This window comes from Streptomyces sp. NPDC053474 (assembly GCF_044544845.1).
Lineage (GTDB): Bacteria > Actinomycetota > Actinomycetes > Streptomycetales > Streptomycetaceae > Streptomyces.
Genome location: NZ_JBITXV010000009.1, coordinates 458,502 through 484,080 on the forward strand (window position 1 = coordinate 458,502; position 25,579 = coordinate 484,080).

Here is a 25,579-nt window from a genome sequence, read left to right on the forward strand (position 1 = left end):
GCTTCGGCGCGCGGTCGGGGCCGGGGGAAGGCGGCCGGGTCACAGGTGGCGGGCCCACCACTCCAAGATCGCCTCGTACCGCGCCACCCGGTGGCTGGGCAGACCGGTGCGCGACATGTCGTGGCCCTCGCCGGGGAACAGCAGCATCTCTGCGGGCACGCCGCGGGTGCGCAGGGCGACGAACATCCGCTGGGCCTGCTCCATCGGCGTGTGCCGGTCTTCCTCCGACTGAATGAGCAGCATCGGGATCTCGATCCGGTCAGCATGGGTGAGCGGGCTGATCTCCGCCCACCGCTCCTGGTCCGCGCCGTACAGCGCGATGGAGTTGTTGACCCCGTCGTCGGCGGATCCGAAGTGGCTGTCGATCGCGTAGCAGCCGCGTTCGCCCATGGCGGCCCGGAACCGCTCCCCATGGTGCGCGGCCATCCACGCCGCCATGTAGCCGCCGAACGAGCCGCCCTGAACCCCGACCCGCGTCCCGTCCAGGTCCGGTGCCTCCAGGGCGGCGTCCAGCAGGGCCAGCAGGTCGGTCGCCGTGCGGCGGGCCAGGTCGCTCGCCGCGTACCGGCCGTGCGCCTGCCCGTATCCGGAGGTGCCGCGCGGATTGCCGAGTACGACGGCATAGCCCGCGCTCGCGTAGACCTGGGCCTCCTCGAAGGACGCCGGCCCGTTGAGCGTGTACCCCCACTGTGTGAAGGGGCCGCCCTTGATCTGGAGCAGCACCGGATGCGGGCCGGGACCGGCCGGGCGGACCGTCCAGCCGTGCAGGACGTAGCCGTCCTGGGCCTTGGCGGTGAACTCCTCGACCGGCAACAGGCCGGCGTGAGCGCGCAGTTCGGCCCCGAACGAGGTGAGTTCCCGCTCCTCGCCGCCGCGCAGCACCACCAGGTCACCGGAGCTCCCGGCGTCGGAGAGCACGGCGGCGATCGTGGTGCCCTGCGGCCCCTCGGCAACCGTGTATCCGTTGACCTGCCGGGGCCCGGTGATGACGGGCCTGGACTCGCCGCCGTCGTAGGGCACGAGGACGAGGTGGACCTCGCCCCGGTAGTCGTTGGCGAAGTACACGCCGTCGGAGGCGGGCGCGATCATCTGGCTCGCGAAACTCAGGTGGTACGGCTCCGGGTCGGTGAGCCGGCGCGGCGGTGCCGAACCGTCGACGGCCACCGACCAGAGGCCGTAACTGTTGGCCCCGCTGGCCCGGTTGTACTCGTCCAGCGTCTCGGCGGCGAAGCACACGGCCGTGCCGTCGGCCGAGAAGCGCGGGCAGCCCAGTTCCAGGCCGCCGTCGGTCAGCGCCCGCAGTCCGGTGCCGTCCGGGGAGCAGACCCAGATGTCCCGGCGCAGGTCGTCGGCGTGCGTCTCGTGGCGGCCGGAGACGAACGTCAGCAGCCGGCTGTCTGGGCTCCACGCGACGTCGTAGCAGCCGTACTCCCCGCTGGTGATCTGCGTCGTTACCGGTGTGCCCGCGAACGGGTCCGTGACGAAGATCTGATGCGGCCGGTCGAAGGTGAACCCGATGCCGTCCGACATGTAGCGAAGAGTGGTGATGCGGCGGGGGCGCTCCTTGTGCGGCGGCACACCCGGCAGATACCGGCCCGGCTCGGGGACGCGTGCGGCGAAGGCGATCAGGCGCGAGTCCGGACTCCACACCGGCTGGCCCGCACCCAGTGGCAGGTCGGTCACCGGGAACGGTTCGCCGCCGTCCATCGGCAGCAGGTGCAGTTGCGCGGGTCCGTTGGGCCCGGGCCGTAGGAAGGCCAGCCAGCGCCCGTCGGGCGAGAAGGCCGGCGCGCCATCGCTCGAGCCCTGGGTGAGGCGGCGGGCCGGCAAAGACCCGTCCGTCTCAGCCACCCACAGCTCGCTGGAATTCTCGTCGGCGTCCACATCCGGCCGGAAAACACTCACGGCCGCAAGACGACCGTCGCCCGACAAAGTGGGCCGGCCGAGCACGGGAAGCAGATTGATGTCGGTGGGAAGCATGTCAGCGAAGCTAGAAGGCCGATATTTGGCATGTCAACGAAGGAAACTGCGAACACGCTGAGCACGCGGAAGCGCGGTGTTCAACCGAGGCCCGGAAGCACTTGAACAGTCGGTAGAACGGCTGCTCATAGTGCCCAACCCCACGCCATCGTAGGCGGGTTGAAGAACGGGACCCGCCCGAGGACACTCTCTGGGGAGCCTCCCGGGCAGGGAGCAGCGGAAGGGCGAGAGGGACTCATGACTTTTTCACTGAAGGGCCCGATGGTAAATCCTGGATTCCGCCGCCTGTGGATTTCCGGATTCATTTCAGAGACGGGCGACTGGATGTTCATGGTCGCCATGCCGGTCTACGTGTATCAGCTCACCGGTTCGGTGGGGGCGACCGCGACGAATTTCCTCGTGGAGCTGCTGCCGGCCCTGCTGCTCTCGCCCGTGGCAGGTGTGCTGGCCGATCGTTGGGACCGCCGCCGGACGATGGTGTGGGTGAGCCTCGCACAGGTGGTCGCGCTCCTGCCCCTGCTCACCGTGCAGGGCCCCGACCAGGTCTTCGTCGTCAACATCGTCACCGCCGTGCAGGCCGCGCTCGCCACCGTGTTCCAGCCGGCCAAGTACGCTCTGCTGCCCTCCCTGGTCGAGTGCGAGGACGTACCGGCCGCGAACGGGCTCATCAGCCTCAACGGCAACCTGGCCAGGCTCGGCGGCGCCTCCCTCGGAGGTTTCGTCCTGGGCTGGTTCGGCCTGATGGGCATTGTCGTCGCCGACGCCGCCACCTTCCTGCTGGCGATCGTGCTGCTGCTGCGGCCCTTCGGGGTCACCCGCAAGGTGCCGGCCCACCAAACGGCCTGGCGCGCCTACCTGGAGGGGCTGCGGGAGATCAGGACCCGGCCCGGACTGCGGGCCATGGTGGTGACGGTGGCTCTGATGGGGCTGGCGCAGGGCCTGTTCGCGGTCCTGTTCGTGGTGTTCGTGACGGACCGGCTGGGCGGCGGGGAGAGCGATACCGGCCTGCTGCGCGGCGTGCAGGCCATCGGCGGCATGGCCGGCGGCTTGCTCGTCGGCACGCTGGCCCGGCGCATCGAACCCGGCCGGCTGCTTGGCTGGTCTCTGGTCGTGTTCTCCGTGATGACCGCAGTGACCTGGAACAGCGCGTATGTCACCACTACCATGGGCTGGTTCGTTGGCCTCTTCGCCGTACTGGGTGCCCCGGGGATCGGGGCCTTCGCGGGCCGTATGTCCGTGACCCAGATGCACACGGAGGACGCGACCCGCGGCCGCGTCCTGGCCAGCCTCCAGAGCATCTTCGACACCTCCCAGGCCCTGGGCCTGGTCTGCGCCGGCACCCTCGCGGCCTGGATCGGCCTCCCCCTGGCCCTGGACGTCCAGGCGACCCTGCTGGGCGTAGCGGGCCTGCTGGCTCTCTGGAACATCCGCAAGGTGGTGGCCCCGGCCGAAGACCTCGCGCCGACCATGGACGCGGCCCGCACCTGACGCCCCGAGTATTCACCACTTCGAGACGAAAGCCGACAATGAGTCTGCGTCTTTGCTCCGTCGCCATAGCCACCGCCCCGGTCTGCCAGGTCGTCCTCTCCGGTGCCGCAGCCGCCGAACCGAAGCCCTACAGCCTGGGAACCTCCGGCCTCGGCGATCCGTACTTCCCCTCTCTCGGTAATGGTGGATACGACGCCCGACACTACGATCTCGCTCTCTCGTACAACCCTGGGACATCCGCGCTCAAGGGCGTGGCCACGATCTCCGCCAAGGCCACTCAGAATCTGTCCTCCTTCTCCCTGGATCTGAACGGTCTCCACGTCTCCGAGATCCGCGTCAACGGCCGTCCGGCTCCGTTCCGGCAATGCGATGGAAAGATCTCCATAACTCCGCGGCACGGCCTTCCGGACGGGGCGCGTTCACGGTGGAAGTCCGCTATGAAGGGGTTCCCCAACCGCTGGGAGGTCCGATTGTCGGCGATTCCAAGTACGGCTGGCTGAAGACTGACGACGGCGTCTTCACCACCGGCGAGCCGAACGCCACCTCCACTTGGCTCCCGTGCAACGACTACCCGACCGACAAGGCCACGTTCGACCTCCGCATCAAGGTCCCCAAGGGACTGACGGCGATCTCGAACGGCCGCCTTGCGGGTTCGCGCGAAAAGAATGGCCAGGTCACGTACACCTGGCGCGGACAAAAGCCGATGGCGACCTATCTGGCAACCGTCGCGATCGGCAAGTTCTCGGCGCAGTCCGGCACGACACCCCGCGGAGTCCCCGTCTACGCGGCCTACGACCAGAAGTTGCCCGCCGGTCAACTGGACTTCTACAAGATCACTTCCGCGGCCACCGATTACTGGACCCAGCCCTTCGGCCCGTACCCGTTTGAGGAGACGGGCGCCATCGTCGATTCCGTACCGGGCGTGTCGTATGCCCTGGAAACCCAGACGAAGCCTTCCTATGCCGTGCCCGTTCGCCATGAACACACGATCGCGCACGAAATCGCCCATCAATGGTTCGGAAACTCGGTCACCGTGCGCCAGTGGAAGGACATTTGGCTCAACGAGGGGTTCGCCACCTACGCCCAGTGGCTATGGGCTGACCGTGCCGGAACGCAATCCGTCGAGAATGCGTTCAAGGTAGCCTACGAGGGTACCCCTTCTGAGTTCTGGAGCATCATTGTGGGAGATCCGCAGCGTGACACGCTGTTCGCCGACGCGGTGTACCGGCGTGGGGCAATGACACTTCATGTGTTGCGGCAGCGCATCGGTGACCGCGCGTTCTTCGCCCTCCTGAAAGCGTGGGCAAAAGAGCATCGCTACGAAAATGCGGACACTCAGCAGTTTATTGCACTTGCGGAAACAATCTCTGGCCAGCAACTCGACGGACTGTTCAGAACCTGGCTCTTCACCCAGGGGCGCCCGCCCCTGGGATCCTGAGTCGTCAATTCACCGCCTCGCCCGCCTGCGCTCATCGTCTCGGCCGTCCTGGCCGTTCCGGACGCACGGGCTGCAGCGCCGCGTTCGGAAAGGCGGTCACACATCCCGTCGGGGATCTGCTGATCCTCGACCGTGTCAGCCTCGACAAGGCGTGGAGGGGTTTCGCGCTGGGCCCAGCGCTGGCTGTCCAGCCACCCGCCGCCTGTCCGGGGGCTGTTGTGCGGTGGCGGCGTACCGGGCCATGGGCGAGCATCCCGAGGACCGCGAGCAGGTCACCGAGGCGTACCGCCGCCAGACGAAGAAGAAGATCGCTGCGCTGTGGGAGAGCATCGGCTTCCAGCGGTTCCGCCGTGGGGTCTGGCACCTCGACACCACCTTGCGGCAGCCGGAGGAACTCATGCTCGCCCGTCGCGCTGAACTGCACGCGCTCAGCGCGGACTTCCAGGGTCCGGCCTCTCCCGGAGCGGTCCGGTGGACGCGGTGGACGTCGTGGAAGACGGCGGCGAGGCGAGGTCAGTGGGGCCGTGTACGATCTGACCGTGCATGAGCCAGCCGATGCTGCGTTCGATGGCCCAGCGCCGTGGAATGATCACGAAGCCGCGGTGCCCCGGTGGGCGGGCGACGGGGTGAACGTCGATGCCCAGGCGGGCGCTGAGGTCGATGGCGCGGTAGCCCGCCACCCGGGCCCGGACCATCGTTAGGCCATGCAGCCCCGTACGGCCCGGCCCCGCGGGCGTCATGGTGAATCCCCCGTGGCTTGCGGTGTTGCTAGACGAGCTACTGCGTGAGCGCGCCGAGGGCCTGATCGGCCAGCTGTACGCCTATCGTGGCCGCGATGGTGGTGCCGGCGTCCACGAGCATGTTCTTCGCCTGGGTGGCGAGCTGGCGCAGGCGGCCCGGCTCAGGGTTCTCGGAGGTCGCCTCGGCATGGAGGTCCTGGGCGACGCGCTCCAGCTCGGCGCGGTCCGTCTCGGGCATGTCCAATGTGGCGCTGACCTGGCCGATGTACCCGGCTAGCTGGGCGAACAGTGTGGGGTCGACGCCGTCGTTGTTGTTCTGGGTGAAGTGCTGCTGCTCACCGATGATGACGCCCTTGGCGTTCGCCATGAAGGTGTTATAGGTGGTGCTGGGGCGGGGCTGGTGGACGTGGTCCTGCACGCTTCCTCCTGACAGGGCGCAGCTGGTGCCCCGGGATGCGATGGCGACCGTGGGCGGGTCGGTGTCGATGTGGTCGATGAGGTCGTGCTCTGCCAGGTAGGCGAGTGCCTGGTGCAGATCAGTCCCGCTGATCTCGGTTCCGGCGAAGTAGGAGTCCGGGGTCGCGAGGAACAGGGCCGGGTTGACGGGTGTCTGGTCGCTGGTGGTGTCGAAGAGCCACTGGAGCAGGGCGTCCATCGTGTGCCGGATCCGGGCGGCGCGGTCTTTCTGCCTGTCGTTCTTCTGTGTAATTACGACATTGATATGCGGCTGACCTGCTCCGTTTGAAGCACAGGGATAGTTTTAGATCTTGATTGGTATGGCATTTGAACTGGAATGGTTCAGCAGCGTGGTTGCTGGAGCGACGGCTCGTAGGCCATGGAACTGCGATGCTGGAGTTAGCGAGAGGGTGTCGTAACTGCATAGATAATCCTCTCGCTCTTGGGGTGAGCGAGAGCGGCGCTTGATGATCATGAGCGGGGAGCCCACGGGCCGGGCTGTTGCCGCTTGTTGCGTGCTGAGGTCTCTGTCGGCGGGGTGGGTGAGCTGGGTGGCTCTTTAGGATGTGTGTGAGGCCGTCAGCGAGGTTCTGGTCACGCGGTGACCGACCTCTTCTTCACTCGGGTTCTTCACTCGGTGGGATCGAGTGTGAAGCCGACCTCGATCGATTGCCGGTCCCTGGTCGTCGCACGAGGAGGGTGGAATGACGCCAGCACCACACCGTACGCTCGCTCCTCGCCTCAGACAGGCCGGGCTGGGCCCGTCGAGACGGGGGAGTGGTCGCGGACGGGGAGGTTCCTTCTGCGAGGATGTGGAGCAGATCGCGGGGAGGAGCATCGGTGGAACCGGCAATTGTGGGCAGTGTGGTCGGACGCATGGCAGCAGCGTTCGTGACGAGGTCGTCGGCCCCAGTAACAGGAGACACTCCCCCCTCGTGGTGGGCGGAAGAGACCGACGAGCGGGGCGGCCTTCTCCTCACGGACGGCACGGGCGAGGCGATCGCCCTGCTGACCCAGGACCAGGTCACCCAGGTGTCGCAGTTCCTCGAACAGCCCGAGACCGTCGCCCTGTCTCAGTTTCTGTTCATCGCCAGGCTCGGCATCAGATCCCACCGGGAGCTGTCGGAACTCGCCCAGGAGTACGAGGAGACGTTCACGGCCCGCGCGGAGGACTTCTGCGAGGACCACGGATACACCTGGGCCGGGCTGGCAGGCGCCCTCTGGCAGCTCGTCATGGCCTACATGGAGAGCGTCTTTCCCCGCGATGACAGCATCACCGCGACGCTCAGCGCCGCCGACCTGGAGAAAGTCACCGCCTATATCGGCGCCGCACCACAGGTGTCGGGCAGCGACACTCCGCCCAATGCCGCCTTCCGGGACATCGTCGACATCCTCGGCTCCTCGCTCCGAGTGAAGCGCGCCCGCGAGGTACTGACAGACATCCGAGCCGCGTCGGAACGCCGCTACGCCGAGCTCAGCCTCGCCCACACCTTCAGCCACGCCAGCGAGACGTCCCGGTTCGACCATGAAGTGCTGTACGTGCAGCGCAATCTGCGCAAACGCGGCTCGGACGAGTTCCGCGACGACTCCTTCCTCGTCTCGCCTCTGAGGCGCCCGCGCTGCGTGGTCCTGGGCAACCCGGGCGTCGGCAAGAGCACCATGACCCAGAACCTCGTCCACCAGCTCTCACGGCCCGGCTCCGGCATCGCCTATGCGCCCCTCGTGGTGTCCTGCAAGGACGTCCCCGGCGCGGACGGGACCGCGCACATAGTCTCGGCGATCACACGCTCCCTCCGCGAGAACCTCCAACTGGACGTGCAGGAGGAGGAGATCCGTGACCTGGCCACGCTCGGCCGCTCCTTCGTGATCTTCGACGGTATCGACGAGATCGTGGACGTCGGACGCCGCATGACCTTCGTACGGACCATCGAGGCCTTCGCTAACCGGTTCCCGCTCATCCCGATCCTCATCACGGCCCGACGCGTCGGCTACAGCAAGACGCCGTTCGACACCCGGCACTTCGCCATCTACGAACTGGATGACTTCTCCCTGGAGCAGGTCGGGCAGTACACCGAGAAGTGGTTCGGGAGCACGGGACGATCGGAACAGGACCGCCTGGCCTTTTTGAGGGAGACCGAGAACGTCCCCGACATCCGCACGAACCCCCTCATGCTCTCCCTGCTGTGCGCCCTGTACCGCGCCCGCGGATACATTCCACGCAACCGCCGCATGGTGTACGAGGCCTGTGCTGACCTGCTGTTCCAGCGGTGGGACGCCATGCGCCACATCGAGCAGCCGATGGATCACCGGCACTACGGGACCCGTCTGATGCAGGAGCTCGCGCTCTTCTTCTACAAGAGCCAGGCGGCGCAGGCCGGCGTGCAGGAAGGACAGCTGAAGAAGCTGATCGCCACCTTCTTCACGGACACGGCCTCGGTGGACGAAGTCGATGCCAGATCCCGAGCGCAGGACTTCCTGGACTTCTGCGCGGACCGGGCCTGGCTGCTGTCCTACCAGGGCACGGACTCCGTCGATCACAGGCTGTTCGGCTTCACCCACCGCACCTTCATGGAGTACTTCGCCGCGGAGGCCCTCGTGCGGCGTGCACGCACCCTCGACGAGGTGGTCGAGGAGATGGTGCTCGCCTACGACCGGGACGCCAGCTCAGTACTAGTCGATGTGATCTTCCAGTGCGCCGACGACAAGTACGACGGCGGCGCACGTGACATTGTCTCCAGCCTCATGGAGAGGTCAAAGAACAGCAGCCAGCAGGCCTCGGCGAAGCACCTCTCGCTGTGCCTGCGCGTCATGAACGCCGCACCTTTGCCCCCTCAGTCGACCGACGCCATCTTCGACGTTCTCCTGGACACCTGGGACACCGCCAGCTTGGAATCCAGCCGGGACACGGCACTGGCGGTGTTTGAACTCTCCCGAGATCCCAGGAACAGATTCATCGCCAAGCTCCGCACGGACTCACTCCATGGCAGACAAGCGCTCGCCAGATGGGCGCGTTTCTACTGGCGGGGGGAAGTCCTCATGTTCGATCCCCAGTGGGACCAGCAGATGTACGAGGTGGCCCTGGGGATGGGGAATCCGGGCTTGAAGGATCCGCCGCTCCTGGCCTACCTGCTGCGCAACGAACTGGTGGACCTCGGCGAGCTTCCGACTGCATGGGAGTGGGGCCTGGGATTCCAGGCATTCGGCGAGACGGTCCCGGGGCCGGTTCTCCTGGATATGGAAGAGCTCCTCGGCGAGGTGGGGGAGGACAGTGGTGCGGGCAGGGTCACAGCTGCGTTCGGCGCATCTATCCGAGCCAGCCTGCCACGGGTGGACGGCAGGTTCCTCAGGGCGGCCTTCGCCCGCATCGGTGAGGGCATCTCCCCTCCAGCGCCTGACAAGCTGGCCGAGGCAACCCAGAACCGTGACATCCGTGACGCCCTCATCTGGGCTTGCTGTGCCCTGTTCGAAGTGACGGTGCCCGCCTACCACCCCTTCCACAAGTATGTCGACTTCGTCCGTGGCCAGCCGTGGTTTGACCGGGTGGCCGCCACGCGAGCCGAAGGCCCTGGCCGCACAGTGATTTCGGGAGCAGACCCCTTCAGCCTCAAAGAACTGCGCACCCTGCAAACGTCTGGAACGGTTCCAGACTGGTTCACCGACTGGTGTACGGGGCAGAGGTCGCTGCTCATCGAAATGGAGAACCGGCCGCAACCAGGCGTGCGGGCCAGGCGCCCAGCCCAGCCGGGAACAAGCCGCTGACGCACGAACCGAGGTTCGCCTCTGGCGCCACGCCGGGCCGGTGGTATGCCGCTGATCCCGCTCATGCCCGCGGCGATCCACCTCTGTTGGACCAAGATTGCGCTCGCCTCGTCCGGCCCGTGCCGAGGCCACTCGTCACAGGCGCGTTCCCTGACGCCCGCTGCGCTGGGCAGCTCCCGGAGGCGGCGGACCAGAACGTCGCCGTTGGAGTCCGTCGACAAGGGGCGGGCTGGGCACACGGCAGTCACAGCCTGTCCTTACGCGCGGCCGTGCAGAGTCCAGCCTCCGGGGGCGGCCGTCAGCTCGGTGGTGATCATCTGGCCCAATTTCCAGGGCAGACAGGAGCGTTCGTCGAGCGTCGTCTGCAGCGTCTGTTCGGTGTGCGGGGTGTGCAGAGGCAGGCGCCGGTGGCGACCGTGGGCCAGCCGCTCCGTCGCGGTTCGGGTCTGGCGTGTGTGCCGCGGCTGCGGCAGGAGCGGATGCCGGCCGACCCAGATCCCGACCAGGTCCAGGCCCTCGGCTGGGATGCCCCATTCTTCAAGGAGCAGCGATATCCGCTCCAGCCAGGCGTGGTCCTCGTCCAAGGTCAGGGTGCGGCGCAGGCGCCGCCGTTCCCGCGCGGCCAGCGCCCGGGCCAGGTGGACGGCCTCCGGGTAGAACACCAGCGGCGCGACGCGCAGCTCGTCGCGCCCGGCGTGTCCCAGTGCGCGTCTGCGGGCCTGCCACGCCGGCGCGTTGAGGGCGGGGATGTTCCACCAGCAGGAGGTGATGGCGTAGGCGTCAGCGAACATGGCGCGGCCGCCCGCGCCCAGGCGCCGTTCCAACTGCAGCCGCAGCCGGTGGGCGGTGACGACCTCGGGCAGCGCGGTGAGTGGGAAGGCGGCGGTTCCGGGTTCGCGGCGGTTGTCCAGCCAGCGGCCGTGGCGGGCGCACACCTGCCAGGTCGCATCACTGGCCAGGTAGGCGTCCAGGCTGGTGCCCTTGGTGCGGGCGCATAGCTCGCACACCCGCACCAGGAAGCAGCCGTCTGTATCCCAGGGCCAGTCCCACACCGGCGGCCCGTCCACCGGCAGCAGCCGGTGGCCGCGCAGGTTCGGCAGCGCGCGTTGCAGTTCGGCAACCTGACGTCCGGCCATGACGGCGAGCCGCTCCAGTGCGGCCGGGTTCAGATAGCCATCGCCGTAACGAGGGTCGCTCGGTACCCCGCCCTGACGTAGCGGGGCGCCGACCATGAGCCAGAACTCTTCGTCCGGGATGCTGCCGTTGAGGTCCGCCAGGCGGCGCATGTAGGAGCCGGTCGACTCTCCTCCGATGAACGGCATCTGCGACCGCCCCAACCGCTGCGCCGGACGCCAGGCCTTCGCCCGGCGCGGCCGGGCCGCACGGGAACGGGGAGGACGGGCCGCTGCCACTCTCACACTCCTCCCTCTCGCCTGCTTTCAACCGGAGTACCGCTCTGCACCGCCCGCGCACGTGCGGCAAGCACGACAGACAACTGTCGCCGCCCCAGCAGACGGGATCTGCCAAGCAACACCGCCCGTCCCGGTACTTCTCTACGACGTCCGGCTGGCGCACGTGGCGCGTTCGGCGACCACGTCCCGCACTGGACGCGTCTTTGGCTGAAACCGTTCGCTGCGCCGCCCGGGGCGGCAGGCCCGGCCGGTACATTCCCGCGCGATCTGAGGGCCCTGCCCGGAACGGCCCGCCCTAGGCGGCGCCTCGGCGGACCGTGAGGAGACGGTATGGAGTTACGCCCGCACCAAGTGGACGCGCTCGCCGCGATCGAGTCCGCCGTGGCCGCCGGTGAGCGGCGCATGACTGTGGTGGCCGCCTGCGGCACCGGCAAGACCCTGATCGCCCAGCAGGCTGCGCAGCGTCTGGCTCCCCAGGGCGCCGTGCTGGTGCTGATGCCGACGAAAGCCCTGGTGACGCAGACCATCAGCCGCTGGCGCGAGGCCGGCCGGGCGGGGCTGGCGCTCGGGGTCTGTTCGCTGCGGCAGCGGGAGAGCGGGCTGTCCCCCGGCGAGGCGGTGCTGACCCGTCATCCGAGGGCGATTGCCCGCGAGATGCGCGTCGGCGGCCCGGTCACCGTGTTCGCCACCTACGGCTCGCTGCACCCCATCCAGCGTGCCCACGAAAAGCACGGCCTGCCGCCCTGGGACCTGGTGATCGCCGACGAGGCCCACCGCACCTGTTCCGCCTTCGGAGACGGCTGGGGCACCGTCCACGACGACGCCGCGATCCCTGCCAAGACCCGCCTCTACATGACCGCCACGCCCAGGATCTGGGGTGCCCCGGCCCAGCCCGAGCTGCTGCCGTTCATGGAGCGCATGCCGCTGGCCACCATGGACCACCGCGAGATCTTCGGCCCGACCGTGTTCGAGTTGGGCATGGCCGAGGCCATCGAGCGCGGCATCCTGGCCGACTACCAGGTCATCATGCCCATCGTCGACGACAGCGACCTGCACGCCATCCTTGCCGCCCGCCGTCCCGCCACCAGCGCCCACCACAACGGGCTGCGCAACGCCGCCGCCCAGGTCGCCCTGCTGCGGGCGATCGCCGAACACCGGCTGCGCCGCGTCCTGGTCTTTCACAACCGCGTCGCCCTCGCAGAGGCCTTCGCCGCCTGTCTGCCGGACACCGCCCTGGAGGTCGGTGAACAACTGCGCATCGAGAACCTGTGGGCGCAGGCGATCCACGGCCAGCAGCCGGGCGACTGGCGTCGCGACCTGCTGGACGACTTCGCCGATCCCGAACGGGACTGCGCGGTGCTGTCCAACGTTAGGGTGCTGAACGAGGGCGTCGACATGCCCGACGTCGATGCCGTGGTCTTCGCCGACCCGCGCTACAGCACCATCGACGCCATCCAGGCCGTCGGCCGCGGCCTGCGCCAGCCCCCGGGCGCCGGGAAGAAGACCACCTTGATCTTCCCGGTCTACCTCCATCCCGGCACCGACACCGCCGACCTGCTGCACAGCTCTGCGTTCGCGAACCTGATCACCCTCCTGCAGGCGCTGCGCGCCCACGACAAATCGTTCATGGACCGCATCGCGCTGCCCGCCCGCACGTACAGCGGCACCACCACGGAGCGGCGGGCCGTCTACTACGCCCATCCCGAGCGCGCCGCGCAACTGGCCCGCGCCCTCGGCCTGGAGATCACCCTGCCGGCCATCGGCACCTGGGAGCAGGCCCTCGCCTCCGCCACCCGCTACCGCACCAGCTTCGGGCATCTGAACGTCCCCGCCGACTACACCGACCCGGACGGCTTCGCCCTGGGCGAGTGCATGAGCAACCTGCGCCTGCGCCACTTCCTGGACCGTCTGCCGGCCGAACACCGACAGGCCCTGGACGCGCTCGGCCTGCCCTGGACCGCGTCGGCGCAGACCTTCGACTCCATGCTGGAGCACGCCCGCGCCTGGGCGGCCGAGCACGGCCACCTCGCCGTCCCGGTCAAGGCCGACATCGGCGGCCACCGGCTGGGCACATGGCTGGCCACCCAGCGCCGCAAAGCCGCTGCCGGCCGGCTGCCCGACGCCCACCAGCAGGCGCTCTCCGCCCTCGACCCGCACTGGAACGCGCCCTGGATGGACTGGAAGCGCAAGTACGCCCGTGCCAAGGCACTTGCCCAGACCGCCGGCTGGCGGTTCACCTCGCAGTCCAAGCACGCAAGCCGCGAGGACCGCATCACCATGAACTGGATCTACAAGCAGCGGCTGAAGTTCTTCCGTCTGGACGAAGCCCAGCAGGACCTGCTGCTCCAGCTGGGGATCCCACCCCTGCCCGACGGCGTCTACTACGACAGCTACCACGACCCCGAACGCCACCGCTTCTACGAGGGCCTGGGACACCTCGGCGCGTTCCTGGCCCGCGAGGGCCATATCGACGTTCCCCGCCGCCATCAGGAGCCCTGGTGGTGGGGCAACGGCGGCGAGCAGTCAAAGACTTTCCCGCTGGGGGAGTGGATCCACCAGTGCCGCAAGCATCCCGAGGTGCTCACCGAAGAGCAACGCCGCGCCCTGGAAGCGCTGCGCATGGTCTGGGACACCAGCCTGGGACGCCGCAAGCGCCCCCAACCGCCCCGCTAGCCGCAGTCGGCCGCGGCCAGGCGACCGCGGCCCCGTCGCACGCCCCCGCCGCCGCTCCCTGCCGCCCGGAGCGGCGGGGCAGGATGCGGCGGTGGGAGCGGGGGAGCAGGTCACAAGTGCACGACACCGCCGAGCGGGATCGAGTCCAACAGCTCCAGAGTGATGCGCTCCTGCCGGGAGCGGATCGCCTTCTGCGCCGCCTGGCAGATCAGATGCGACAGCATCCGCATGTTGCCGCGGCTGCGGGTGTGCAGGTCCTGCGACAGCTCCAACAGGTCGCCGCGGGTGTGCCGGTACAGCCGCAAATTCTTGTCGAACCGGTCGACGATGACGGCGAACGTGCGGGTCTCCTCGTCACTGAAGCCGATCCGGCTGGTGCGCAGCACCGGGTGATCGCCCCACGGCTGCTCGTTCGGTTCCAGGGGCATGTCGTTGTCCCGGGTGAGCGGGTCGACGATGGAGCGTGCGCCGCGCCCGCAGTAGACGAACGTGGCACCGGTCTCCTCGCTGATCATGTCCAGGTACTGGAACGCCAGTTCCGCCTCTACAGCGGTGTGCAGTCGCTCGATGCCGTCGATGAGGACGAGCAGGGTGCGGGCCTTGCGCATCGTACGGATGACGGACTCGGTCGGATCCCCACTCTCGCGTTCCTGGCCCAGAAAACGGGCGAAGGTGCCCGCCCAGTTGCGGTTGCCGCGAGCCGTCGGCGGCACGTTCAGCGTGATCACTGGGATGCGGTTCTCGTCCGGCCCGTACAGCTTGGCAAGCTTCTGTTCCCAGTGCACGCCGATCCACCGCAGCAGGGCGCTCTTGCCGGTGCCACGCGGGCCTTCCACGATGATCCCGACCTTGCCGCCCTCACGCTGCCGGTTGGCGGACACCCGCGTGGCCACCACCTTCAAGGCTTCGGTGATCGCCGGCGTGACCACGATGTTCATGTGCCCGTGGTAGAGCAGCCGCGGGTCGTGTTCGGTGACCTTCGTTCCCTCGGGTGCGCAGTCGGCCAGGTCCGGCGGCTTGGCGAGCCGGGCGGCCAGCGCCCGCCAGGCATGACAGTCCTCGGGCCATAAAGGGGCTGGCGGGGCCAGGAACATCGGCTCCGGTTCGCTCATGCGGGCCAGCAGCAGCTCCTCCTCGCTGGCCTTGTCCGCCTCCATCACGAAGTTCCCTTTCCGTTCTTTGTCCAGCCGGCGATCCTGGCACGCCCGGGGTGCCCAGATCGCCTGGCACGAGGCTCACGCCACGCCGTGACCATCGTCGTAACCGTCCTTTTCGTCGGTGGTATGCGTCTGGCGGATGTCGGCGATGATCCGCCGGTAGCGGGCGGCCAGGTCCTCATCGCCCTCACCAGCTGCCCCACCGGCCGGGGCGCTTTCCCAGGCGGCGAGTGAGGCGTCCGGGGCCACCGGCCCGCTGTCCCAGTCGATGACCGCCTGCGCCTGGCCGGCCACGTACAGGCCGGTGTCGTCCAGCGCCAGCTGGTCCCCGTCCGACTCCGAGTCCAGCGGGTCCCTGCCCGATTCCGCGTCCAGGGCCAGCAGTTGAGAGCGGTCCAGCGGGGCGCGCCCTGCATACGGGTCGAACGCTGCAGCCGGCGCCGGCGGCGGCACGGGCGTATGGCCATCGGGCAGTTGCACCCGTGCGGCACGGTCCGGGCCCTGGGCGGCGCGCTCCAGCAGTTCGGCGAGCGCGTGCGCGATGGCCTCCTCGTCGATGATCCGGCCACCCCGCTCGAGATGCTGGGAGGCGGCAATGTCCCACAAAAACTGCGTGAACGGCTGCCCGACCAGGTGCTGGTGCACCCACGTCGCTTCCACCCACTCGTTGGTGTCATGGTTACGCAGCCACACCCGGGACAGGTCGTTGGGCGAGTATCTCAGCTCCCACCGACCTCTTCTCTTGCCCTGCAGCCCGCAGCGGACTCCGCGGCAGGGGTTGAGCCCCTTCTTCGGATCGCGCTCGAGATTGTCGTAGGTGCGGTTCTTGAACCGGATGCCCTGCTTGCTTACCCCCACCCAGGCGGTCGGCAGCAGCCGCAGATAGTCGTCGCGGGTCAGCGGGATCGGCAGATAGCCGTCGACGGCCACGCAGGCGGCGTACATCTGGTTCGGCGTCAGCTCGGGCAGGTAGGCGTCGTACGGATCGGCGAGCTCGGGATGAGGCGTGGTCTGCCACTCCAGCGCAATCCACTGCTGGAGCATGTCGTCGAGTTCGGCCAGCGTCCACAGCCGCTCGCCGTCCACGGTCCGCCGCACCCGCACTGGATCGTTACCGGTGTAGGTGTTCACGTGCTGGCTGAACTTCGATTTCACCGTTCCGAAGGTGCGCTCCACGATCGCCTTGTCCTGGCCCGTGCGTTTGCGCGCCGGCCGCACCGAGATGCCCAGGTACTCGCATGCGTCGAAGAAGGTCCGCCCGGCGAACACCGTGCCGTGGTCGATGACGATCAGATCCGGGATGATCACCGGCCGGGCCGCGGCCTGCGCGAACCGGGCATCGACCGCAACCAGTTCCTCGAACGGCAGGTCGGAGGCGCTGGCGTGGACAGCCGCGTCGAACCCGGGCCGCATCGGTGCCGGTACCAGGGCCTGGGCCAGCAGCTCGCAGGCATCCACCGCCTTCGTGGCCCGGCCCTTGCGCCGCGGCGCTCCAACCAGGCCGCCCCGGCCGCCCTTGCGGCGTTTGCCCCGCCGTCCAGACTGCTTGGGGCGCACCACCGCGGCGATGATGCTGCGGGTCGCCACACATACCGCGCAGGTCAGTTCCACGCGAGCCGGCTGACCGTCATCGCCCAGCACCCAGATGTCCAGATCGGTCGAGTCGATCTGCACCAGCTCGCCCGGCGTCGTCGCGGACGTCACCGAGAACGGCGGCACCGACCCCGGGCTCGCCAGGCGGCGACCGCCCCGGCTGCCGCCCAGGTCTCGGGCATCGATGCCCAGCCGTTGTAGCAGCTTGTACAGCGTCGGCTCGGCCGGGACCTTGACCGACTCCCCGTGTGCGGCGCGCACCGTCCGCCGCAGCTGCTTGAACAGTTTGCGTGCGTCGCTCGGTGTGGCCATGCGCCGCCGCTGCCGATCGACCAGCATCAGCAGCTGGTCCACCACGCGCGCATCGGTCAGCCCGTACAGCCGCCGCTGTTTGGTGCTGCGCCCATCCACCAGCGCCGCCACGGTGCGCTTCTTGCGGTACGCCAGCCGTTTGGCCTGCACCGTCTGCCAGGACACCGACCAGCCCAGCACGGCATGCAGCTCCGCCGCTTTGGCCTGGTAGCGCTCGATGAACGTGGTGGTGGCCGGGTCGTACATGGGCCGCGGCCGCGCCCCCGCGGGCGCGTCGGGCGGCAGCCCGGTGTCGACCTCGATGACCGCGCGCCACCACGCCTGCGCCGCTTCCGCCGCAGGGGCGGGGACGCCCTCCAGGGCAGCGAAGTCGGGTAGCTCGGCCTGGGCGACGGGCTGCCCCGCTTCGTCCAGGACCGCGAAGTCCACGGCGGCGGCCAGCACCGCCAGCGGCACCGAGACGGGGGTCTGCTCACCGCCAACGGGGGCCAGATGCACCGTCACCCCGTCCAGGCCCGCCACTACGTACACCCTGCTGCGGCAGCGCACCCGGTCGCCGCGCACCAGTACCCCGCGCGGCGCACGCCGCACCACCAGCGACGCCCGCTCCACCACGGATGCGCTCACGGGCGCCATCATGGCTGCCCCGCCGTGAACGGTCGGCGCACCGCCTCCGGTTCCCCCGCACCCAGCGGCCCCACCATCGACCCGGGACCGAGCGGCACGCCCCAGTCCACGCCCAGCTGCCGGTGCCACAGCATGTGATAGAGCCGGGGCAGGGCCAGCATCCGCGGCACCCCGCACTGCGTCACGCCCTCCATCAGCGGCCGCGGCCGGGCGAAGGCCTCGCCCAGCGCGGCCTCCACATCCGCATCTCCATACCGCCAATGGCGCCGCCGCGAGACCCACCGCAGATTGATCAGTGCCACCGCCTCGGGCAATTGCGGTGCCGCGAGCTGCCAGCCCGCCTGCCCGCACGCCTCACGCAGCACCTCCAGCTGCCGCTCGAACCGCTCACTCGGCCCCTTCCGGGGCGGGCACGCCACCACCAGCGTGGTCCCGCCCGTGGTACGCACGAAGAAGTCCGGCACCAGCTGCCGCTCCCGGCCCCGCTCGCGCCAGATCAGCTGCCCCGACCAGGCGCTGAGGCCGGTCACACCCGGGTGGAAGTCCAGCAGCATCGCCGTAGAGAGCCGCTCCAGCGACCGGCAGCCCACATGCCGCCTGGTGGTCGCCGCCCACCACCAGGTGACGATGCTGCGCTGCGAGGGATGCCGCAATGGCTTCCACACCTCGCCCCGCTCGGTCAGCGGAACGCCGGCCATCCGCTCGATGGGCCGGGTCCGCCGCACCCCGTACCGGTCCTGGTGGAGAACCCGCAACTCCCGTGTCATGAACGCCCCTTGAGTCACGCGGCCACACGTCCGTCAGACCTCATAGCACACCGCCCGCCCCTCCGCTCCTGCCGCACGACGCGTTCCAGACAGCACCAGCCCCGCTCGGCAGCCGACCTTCGGCCGGGCGGCGGCCACCGGCACGCCGTGGTCGCCAACTCGCCCCCATTTGGCCCGCCTCGCCTACCTCGCCGTCACCCGCACCCGCCACCGGCTTGACATCGGCGGCCTGTCCTGGATCCACGACCATCCCGATGGATCCCCCGGCGCGCCCGCGCATATCGAGCAGCACGCCCACCCCACCCCGGTGGTGGAGCGAGAACCAGCCGCTTCTGCCGCATCCCGGGCCCAGCCCTGCGTCGAGCCTGGATGACCAGCGCCGAGCAGCGCGCCGCACGCCCTGTCTGCGGCCTGTTCACCTGCGTCGGCCGCCCCACCTGAGACGGCTCTCTGTCTGCGGCACCCCAGGGGCTGAAGCATCAGGGAGGCAGGGCAGGGGAGAGGCCGAGCGAAACGTCGGCGCAGTCCCTGCCGGGCTCGGCTCACCCCTTCTGGCGATCTGGCCGCCGGGCTCGGTTCCTTCATCGCGCCGTTCCGTTGTCCCGGTGTCGATGAACTGCGGAAGGAAGCCAATGTCACGGGATCTGTTCGTCGAGCAAGTGGTCATCAACTCCACCGGCGGGGTACGCACCCTGGACTTCGCCCATCCGGTGGTGTGCGTCTACGGCCCCATCGACACGGGCAAGACCACACTGGTCGACTGCATCAAGTACCCGCTGGGACTTCCGGTGGAGTGGCGGCAGGTGCCCTCGCAGCGGCTGACCTCCGTCACGGTGCACCTGCGGATCGAAGGCATGCGCATCGCCTTGCGGCGCTCCCCGGTCGCCGATACCGGGACCGTCGAACTGATCAGCCCCTACGACGGAAAAGTCGAAGAACTTCTCGACGTCACCGCGCAGCCGGACAGCGACCGGCGCGTCGTGGGTGACGTGCTGCTAGACCTGCTCGGCCTGTCCGAGCTGTTTGCCCCGCCCACCGCGGTGGCACTGCTCGGCAGCGGCGCCCGTCTTACCTTCGCCCAGCTCTACGCCCTGAATCACCTCTCCCAGGACATGGTCGACGGCACGGAGGCCGTACGCGGACAGGCCAACACCGCGCAGTCCTACAAGACGGTCGTCGAGCTCGTGCTCGGCCTCATCGATGCGCAGATGCGGGTGCTGACCGCCCGCCGCGACGACCTGAGCCAGACCGTGAGCCAGTTCAAACGCCGCACCGAGACGATCAGCGAATTCCTGACCGGGAGCGCCGCGGAACTGGAGCAGGAGCTGACCCGCTCCCAGAGTGAAGAACGGGAGACGCTGACGGCCCTGGAGGAACTCAAGGGCCGCATGCGGGCCGCGACCACCTTCGCCGATCCGCTGCGCCAGCGCGTCGCCGCCCTGGAGACAACGCACTCCAGGGCCCGAGAAGAGGAGAAAGCGGCCCAAGCCGCCGTCTCCTTGGCCCAGCGGGCCATCAAGCGTGCTCAGCAGCAGCCGGGCACCGACCCGGTGCTGCGCTGTCCCTCCTGCACGCAGCTGCTGACCGGCCGGGTCGTACCCGAGGGAGCCTGTGCTCTGTGCCTGTGCGAACTGGATCCCGGCGCGCGGAACAGGGCCGTGCAGACTGCCGAAGCCGCGTTGGCCACGGCACAGCAGCGGGCCATCGAGGCGGCCAAGGCAGCCGGTGAGACTCGGGATGCTCTCGCTCAGGCGCGGGCGGAGCTGGAGGAGCGGACCCGTCTGGAGATCGGGCCTCTGGCCGGGCAGATCGAGCAGCTCTCAGCTGCCCATGCCGGTGCCCGCACCCGGACGGGCATGTTCGAGCGGCAGCTCGACCCGCACCGGCGGCTGCTCGAACTGCAGCGGGCGCTGCGTGCGGCAGAAGAAGAACTGCGTGGTGTGCGCGAGGACATCAAGACGCGCAAGAACCTCCTGTCCGGACGCCAGAGCACCCTGGCCGAGATCGAGGAGCAGTTCGCGGCCATCATCGGCGGTCTGTCGCTGCCCGGAGAGCCCGGTGCGCGCATCGATCACAACTCGCTCCTGCCGAAGGTCAGGGCAGGCAAACTCACCAAGGTAGGCCACGGCGTCCGCACCGCGATCAACGTGGCTTACCGGATGACATTCCTCAGCCATGCGCTGGTCACCGGAGCCACCGATCTGCCCTCCCTGCTGATCATCGATTCGCCGCGCAAGAACGTCGGATACGGCACCGAGGACCAGCAGCTGATCGCAAGGCTGTACGCACACTTCCTCGACCACATCGCCGGCGCCCGCAGCGACATGCCGCCCGCCCGCCCGCACCAGGTGATCATCGTCGACAACGACTTGCCGTCCCTGCCCGCGCAGCTGCGCCGCCAGATGCACACCATCGAGCTCACCCGGGACAACCCGCTGGTGCCCTGACCCGCACCACGCGATCGCGGCGGGGACGGGCTTTGCTCTCGGCACACATGGCCGCGGCGGTGTGCCCGGGGTGGAGCCCCGATGCACCCCGGCGCCCGCCTCCTGCTGCTCCCCGCGCGCCGGCCCACCCTCAGACAGTCATGCGAATCACTCATAAATGATTCAAAAAACGCATGACTTTGGCAGGATGGAGTCATGGGAATGTCCTTGCCGGAACGAGTGCGGCTGGTGGTGGCGGCACTGATGCACGCCTCGGGCGAGTCGCAGGCGAGGCTGGCTGAGGCGCTGGGGGTGGCGCAGGCGCAGGTAAGCCGCCGTCAGTCCGGGGCCGCCACCTGGAGTCTGGCCGACTGCGAGGCGCTGGCCGGGCACTACGGCATGGATGTCCTGGATTTTCTGGCGGGCCCGACCCGGGCGTGCGAGGCGCTGCCCGACGAGCGTCGTGCCGGACGGCGGCGGCCGTCCGTGAAGGGAGAGGCGCGGTGAAGCCGCAGTTCGAGGCGATCGACGCCTGGGCCCGCGCGCAGGACATGGACGTACCACTGCGCGGCAGACTCCGCGCAGAGATTTGGGACGTCTGGCACGCCGCCCACCCGACCCCGGGCGAGCACACCACTGCGCCCAGCCGGTGAACTCCCCAACGGACAGCTCCTGCTGCAACCAGGGAAGAAGCCATGGCCGTGAGGTACCGCGATTCGTCTCGTCGGCGGCTGATACGGCGATGGCCGTACGCTGACCAGAACCACCACCACCGGGCAAGGAGAGCGGGCAAGTGCCCCAGAAAAACGTCGAGTTCGGCAAGCTAGGCGCTCGCGGGATCAAGAGCAGCGATGCGGTGGCCCGCCAACTGGACAGTCTCATCGACTTCATCGAGAGCCCGGTGACCACCCGGCGCGGTCTCCTCGCCCGCCTCAACTACCTGACGAGATCCAAGCGGGCTCTCCACACCGCCCGTGAGCACGGGCTGACAGTCACCGACCGCACCTTGAACGCCTGGCTGGCCGGCACACAGAGCCCCACGAAAGCCAACCTGGAGCGCATCGACGCCGTCTACCGCACGGTGCGCCGCTACAACGTCGCCAGCCACCTCCTGAAACGCCTCAACCGCGACGGCCGCGGCACGCGAGTGGAGATCCACCCGCTGAACCAGTCCCACGTAGCGAGACCACATCAGCGCGTCATCGAGTTCCGGAAGATCAACGTACGCCGCTGGGACCGCATCGTTGCCGCCTGGACCATCGACGACCGGCAGGCTCTCGAGGACGTATGGACCACCGACGTTCTGCCCGACCTCGGCAGCCAGTGGGGACAGTACGAGTACGTGTCGAACATCGGCTTCGGCGCGTAACCCGCAGACACAGGCACACCCTCGCACCGTCCGGCCCACGGCTTCCGTGAAGACCGGCACCCGACGAAAGGCAGATCATGCCCCGGTACAACAAGCGGATCGACCCGCCCGGCGAGGACGGACTGACGCGTTCCCAGATGGCCGTTGCCCGGCGCTGGAGCGAAATCCTCGAGCAGTTGCCCCAGCTCGCTGAAGCAGTCGAGAAAGGGAACTTCGAGACCCTGGCCGACAAGGGTGAACGCCTGGCCCGCCGCGCCGACGACCTGTGGCGCGATGCACGCGCCGCCGACCGGGCCCCGATACCCGACGACGGCGCCCTGTTCGACGCCCTCGACCCTGACACGCTCGCCTCGCCAGTTGGCCGCGCACTGCACCCCCACCGTCCTACACACAGCTAAGATGCCACGACGCGTCTCCACGCCCCTGCGGGCAAACCGGCACACGGCCGGCTGACAGATTCCACAGGAGCCCGCGTGGCCTGTCCCGGCTGCGAGAGGATGAAGACCCCAAAGCCCGACCTGTTCGCAGAGGTTCCTGGCCGCGATGCCCACCGATACCCCTTCCGCCGCAGCAACCCGCCCCGGAAAACGCCGTGTGCCGCGCCCGGATCAGAACGCGGCCATCGACGCGGCAGTCCGCCACCTGAAGCACCCCTGCACCCGCGGGCACATCGTGTCCGCGTGCGGGACAGGCAAGACGCTGATCGCGCTCAGAACCGCCGAGGCACTGGACACCCACCACCTGCTCATCGCGGTGCCGAGCTGGGACCTGATCGCCCAGTGGGCCCAGGCCGCCCGCGCGGATGGCCGCCGCGAGGCGCTGATGGCCGTGTCCTCCCTCGACGCCGGTAAGCACCCGCTGCTCGCCGATGCCGGCGCGCTGAGTACGGGTTCGGGGGAGTACCTGGCGTACTGGCTGGCCCAGCGCAGGAAACGGCGTGAGCGGGCGACGGTTTTCGTCACGCTCGACTCCCTGGCCAGGATCGAGGAGACCCAGCACACAGTCTTCCCCGTCCCTGTCTTCGACCTGCTAGTGGTGGACGAGGCGCACCGCACGGCGGGTAGCTGGGACAAGCAGTGGACGATGATCCACGACAACCAGCGCATCCCGGCCGACCGCCGCCTGTACGTGACCGCGACCCCCTACGAATGGGAAGCCCCGCGTCTGGCCGAGGCCCCGGACATGCGCCCGCAGCCCAAGCGCACCGCAGCCACCGCCCCCGCCTGGGAAGCTCCCTCCCTGATCGCGTCGATGGACGATCCGAAGGTGTTCGGCCCGCGCCTGCACACCTACTCCCACGCGGACGCGATCGACGACGGTGTCCTGGCCGACTACCAGCTCCTGATCCCCACGATCACCGACACCGACCTGCGCACCCTCCTCACCGACCGAGACACCCAGACGGGATTCGGCCCCACAGCCCGCCGCACGAGCGCACTGCACCTGGCCGTCCTCAAGGCCATGCGCGAGCACGACCTGAAGCATGTGATCGTCTACTTCCAGCAGATCGCGGACGCCGCCGACTTCGCCCGCCAGTTCCCCTCCACCCTGCGGACCCTCCCCGAAACCCAACGCCCCTCCTGGGCCGAGGACTTGAGCGTGCAGTCGATCAACGGCACCCACACCCCCGAGACGCGCCACACCATCCTCGACCGTTTCGAGAAGGCCACCCGCGGCATCCTCACCAACGCCCAAGTCCTCGGCGAAGGCGTCGACCTTCCCGCCGTGGACGCAATCGTGTTCGCGGACCGCACCGCGAGCGTGCGCCGCATCGTCCAAGCATTGGGCCGCGCCCTGCGTAAACCCCCCACCCTCGACCACAAGATGGCGAGCCTGGTCATCCCCGCCTACACCCCGCCTGACGCCGACCCCACCGACCTCCTCGGCACCCCGTACGAGGCGCTATGGCTCATCACTGCGGCACTGCGCCACCACGACCAGTCCATCACCGCCCGCGCCCCGCGCAAGAACACCAAACGCCGCCTGGAAACCGACACCCACCAACTGATCACGCGCCGCTTCCGCTTCGACTTCACCCTCAATGCCGACCACATCGCGCGCGCGATGGACCTGCTTGCGTGGCCCGCCGACGGCGCCGTCCTCTCCGCACCCCGCCGAGCCGGCCTCGCCGCCGCCGTCCGCTACCACGCCGAGCACGGCCACCTGCGCGTCCCCACCGACTACGAGGACGCCTACGGCTACCGCCTCGGCTCCTTCATCACCGGCCAGCGCACCGCCTACCACCAAGACGCACTCACCGCCGACTGGATCGCCGAACTCGAAGCCCTCGGCATGGTCTGGGACGAGAACGAAGCCGCCTGGCAAGCCAACCTCGCCACCATCGAGGCCTTCCATACCGTCCACGGCCACCTCGCCATCCCCGCCACCGCCCCCGGCGGACAGTTCCTCGTCGACCAACGCGCCCGGGCCCGCAAAGACCTCCTCGCCCCCAGCCGAGAACAGCACTTCACCGCCCTCGACCCCAACTGGCAGCTCCCATACGGCCCCGACTGGCACCGCAAATACCACCTGCTGCGCAGCCATATCGAAGTCGGCCACGACCCCGCCACGCTGCACCGGGACCTGACGATCGACGGAGTCAAGGCCGGCGGCTGGCTGCACCGCCAGTTCACCAACTGGAGCCAGCTCGCAGACGGCCAGCGCGACCTCCTCACCGACCTCGGCCTGACCCCCGATCAAGTCCCGCTCCCCGTACGGAGTACGAGCACACGGAGCACGAGCGCCACGCCCAGCACACGAGCCCGCCGCCGCTCCTTTCGGCAGACCGCCGAACTCCTGCGCCTCTTCGTCGAACGCTGGGGCCGCCCGCCCAACGCCCGGGAAGGGATGGAGATCGACGGCGAGCACGTCATGATCGGCCCGTGGCTCTGCAAGGTGCGCACCAAGCAGAACGCACGCCAACTCACCCAAGAACAAGACCAGTTGATGACCGAGATCCTCAAGAGCAACTGGACCACGACCGGCCGGACAGCCTCCACAGAGGCATCCCGCTAACCTTCGAAGATCACATAGTTTTCTGCTTCCATAAGACAGACGGGACGCGCACCGAACCGATACGATGAGGAGAACGAGCCGGGATGCCGCGCCCGCTCCCTGCACAGGTCGACCGGGCACGGCACAAAGGGGCGTCCTCCACCACTCAGGGCAGTGGAGACCGAAGCAGCGCGCCCACCTGCCGGTGTAGCTGCGCAGTTCGAGGAATCCGCGGAGCGGATTCCGCCAGGCCGGATCGCGGAGCGATCCGAGCCGCGGACAACGGAGTTGGCCGCACCGGCCACGGAGTGGCCGGCCAGCCGCGCGGAGCGCGGCTGCTTCCGCCGCGTAGCGGCGGCGCGTCGTGTCTGCGGAGTAGACCGATCGG

The 25,579-nt window shown here is 68.8% G+C and carries 16 protein-coding genes and 2 pseudogenes; 12 read left to right on the forward strand and 6 right to left on the reverse strand.

The genetic code is table 11. The annotated features are described in order from the left end of the window. Positions 1-39 precede the first annotated feature (39 nt). On the reverse strand, positions 40-1,980 hold the full coding sequence (locus ACIG3E_RS23800) for a S9 family peptidase (RefSeq protein ID WP_399619774.1): 1,941 nt from the start codon (positions 1,978-1,980) through the stop codon (positions 40-42). A 237-nt stretch (positions 1,981-2,217) separates the two neighbouring features. Here ACIG3E_RS23800 and ACIG3E_RS23805 point away from each other — a divergent pair, with 237 nt between their 5' ends. The 3 genes and pseudogenes from ACIG3E_RS23805 (at position 2,218) to ACIG3E_RS23815 (ending at position 5,453) form a co-directional block, all read left to right on the forward strand. Beyond that, positions 2,218-3,468 carry an MFS transporter gene (locus tag ACIG3E_RS23805; RefSeq protein WP_399619777.1) on the forward strand — a complete coding sequence of 417 codons (1,251 nt, stop codon included), beginning with the start codon at positions 2,218-2,220 and terminating at the stop codon, positions 3,466-3,468. Between the two features lie 38 nt (positions 3,469-3,506). Next, positions 3,507-4,906 (forward strand): annotated as a pseudogene (locus ACIG3E_RS23810) (M1 family metallopeptidase). A 241-nt stretch (positions 4,907-5,147) separates the two neighbouring features. After that, complete coding sequence (locus ACIG3E_RS23815; protein WP_399619780.1) at positions 5,148-5,453, forward strand: hypothetical protein; 306 nt, start codon at positions 5,148-5,150, stop codon at positions 5,451-5,453. Positions 5,454-5,683: 230 nt separating this feature from the next. Here the strand turns inward: ACIG3E_RS23815 and ACIG3E_RS23820 are convergent, their stop codons facing one another. Next, positions 5,684-6,301, reverse strand: a complete 618-nt coding sequence (locus tag ACIG3E_RS23820; RefSeq protein WP_399619784.1) for a hypothetical protein — start codon at positions 6,299-6,301, stop codon at positions 5,684-5,686. A 677-nt stretch (positions 6,302-6,978) separates the two neighbouring features. Here ACIG3E_RS23820 and ACIG3E_RS23825 point away from each other — a divergent pair. After that, positions 6,979-9,861: an NACHT domain-containing protein gene (locus tag ACIG3E_RS23825; RefSeq protein WP_399619787.1), complete on the forward strand. Its 2,883-nt coding sequence runs from the start codon at positions 6,979-6,981 to the stop codon at positions 9,859-9,861. A 257-nt stretch (positions 9,862-10,118) separates the two neighbouring features. On the opposite strand, the gene ACIG3E_RS23830 is transcribed toward ACIG3E_RS23825, so the two are convergent. Continuing rightward, on the reverse strand, positions 10,119-11,183 hold the full coding sequence (locus tag ACIG3E_RS23830; protein WP_399619790.1) for a hypothetical protein: 1,065 nt from the start codon (positions 11,181-11,183) through the stop codon (positions 10,119-10,121). Between the two features lie 420 nt (positions 11,184-11,603). On the opposite strand from ACIG3E_RS23830, the gene ACIG3E_RS23835 reads away from it, so the two are divergent. Beyond that, on the forward strand, positions 11,604-13,946 hold the full coding sequence (locus ACIG3E_RS23835; RefSeq protein WP_399619793.1) for a Helicase associated domain protein: 2,343 nt from the start codon (positions 11,604-11,606) through the stop codon (positions 13,944-13,946). Between the two features lie 110 nt (positions 13,947-14,056). Here the strand turns inward: ACIG3E_RS23835 and ACIG3E_RS23840 are convergent, their stop codons facing one another. The 3 genes from ACIG3E_RS23840 to ACIG3E_RS23850 form a co-directional block, all read right to left on the reverse strand. Continuing rightward, positions 14,057-15,103: an AAA family ATPase gene (locus tag ACIG3E_RS23840; RefSeq protein ID WP_399619796.1), complete on the reverse strand. Its 1,047-nt coding sequence runs from the start codon at positions 15,101-15,103 to the stop codon at positions 14,057-14,059. A 78-nt stretch (positions 15,104-15,181) separates the two neighbouring features. Continuing rightward, positions 15,182-17,635 (reverse strand): integrase, encoded by a 2,454-nt coding sequence (locus tag ACIG3E_RS23845; RefSeq protein ID WP_399619799.1) that lies wholly within the window; start codon positions 17,633-17,635, stop codon positions 15,182-15,184. Between the two features lie 8 nt (positions 17,636-17,643). After that, positions 17,644-18,402: a TnsA-like heteromeric transposase endonuclease subunit gene (locus ACIG3E_RS23850; protein ID WP_399619802.1), complete on the reverse strand. Its 759-nt coding sequence runs from the start codon at positions 18,400-18,402 to the stop codon at positions 17,644-17,646. Between the two features lie 169 nt (positions 18,403-18,571). Here ACIG3E_RS23850 and ACIG3E_RS23855 point away from each other — a divergent pair. The 7 genes and pseudogenes from ACIG3E_RS23855 to ACIG3E_RS23885 form a co-directional block, all read left to right on the forward strand. Next, a pseudogene (locus tag ACIG3E_RS23855) lies at positions 18,572-18,775 on the forward strand (hypothetical protein); the annotation flags it as partial. 259 nt (positions 18,776-19,034) lie between these two features. After that, the gene (locus ACIG3E_RS23860) at positions 19,035-20,849 is read left to right on the forward strand and encodes an AAA family ATPase (protein WP_399619805.1); all 1,815 of its coding nucleotides are present in this window, start codon (positions 19,035-19,037) and stop codon (positions 20,847-20,849) included. Positions 20,850-21,044: 195 nt separating this feature from the next. Next, the gene (locus ACIG3E_RS23865) at positions 21,045-21,335 is read left to right on the forward strand and encodes an XRE family transcriptional regulator (RefSeq protein WP_399619808.1); all 291 of its coding nucleotides are present in this window, start codon (positions 21,045-21,047) and stop codon (positions 21,333-21,335) included. Continuing rightward, positions 21,332-21,481, forward strand: a complete 150-nt coding sequence (locus ACIG3E_RS23870; protein WP_399619811.1) for a hypothetical protein — start codon at positions 21,332-21,334, stop codon at positions 21,479-21,481. Before ACIG3E_RS23865 ends, ACIG3E_RS23870 begins: the two co-directional genes overlap by 4 nt. Before the next feature lie 140 nt (positions 21,482-21,621). Then, positions 21,622-22,197 carry a transcriptional regulator gene (locus ACIG3E_RS23875; protein WP_399619813.1) on the forward strand — a complete coding sequence of 192 codons (576 nt, stop codon included), beginning with the start codon at positions 21,622-21,624 and terminating at the stop codon, positions 22,195-22,197. A 77-nt stretch (positions 22,198-22,274) separates the two neighbouring features. After that, positions 22,275-22,595, forward strand: a complete 321-nt coding sequence (locus ACIG3E_RS23880; RefSeq protein WP_399619815.1) for a hypothetical protein — start codon at positions 22,275-22,277, stop codon at positions 22,593-22,595. Between the two features lie 145 nt (positions 22,596-22,740). Next, positions 22,741-25,212, forward strand: a complete 2,472-nt coding sequence (locus ACIG3E_RS23885) for a Helicase associated domain protein (protein ID WP_399619818.1) — start codon at positions 22,741-22,743, stop codon at positions 25,210-25,212. Positions 25,213-25,579 lie beyond the last annotated feature (367 nt).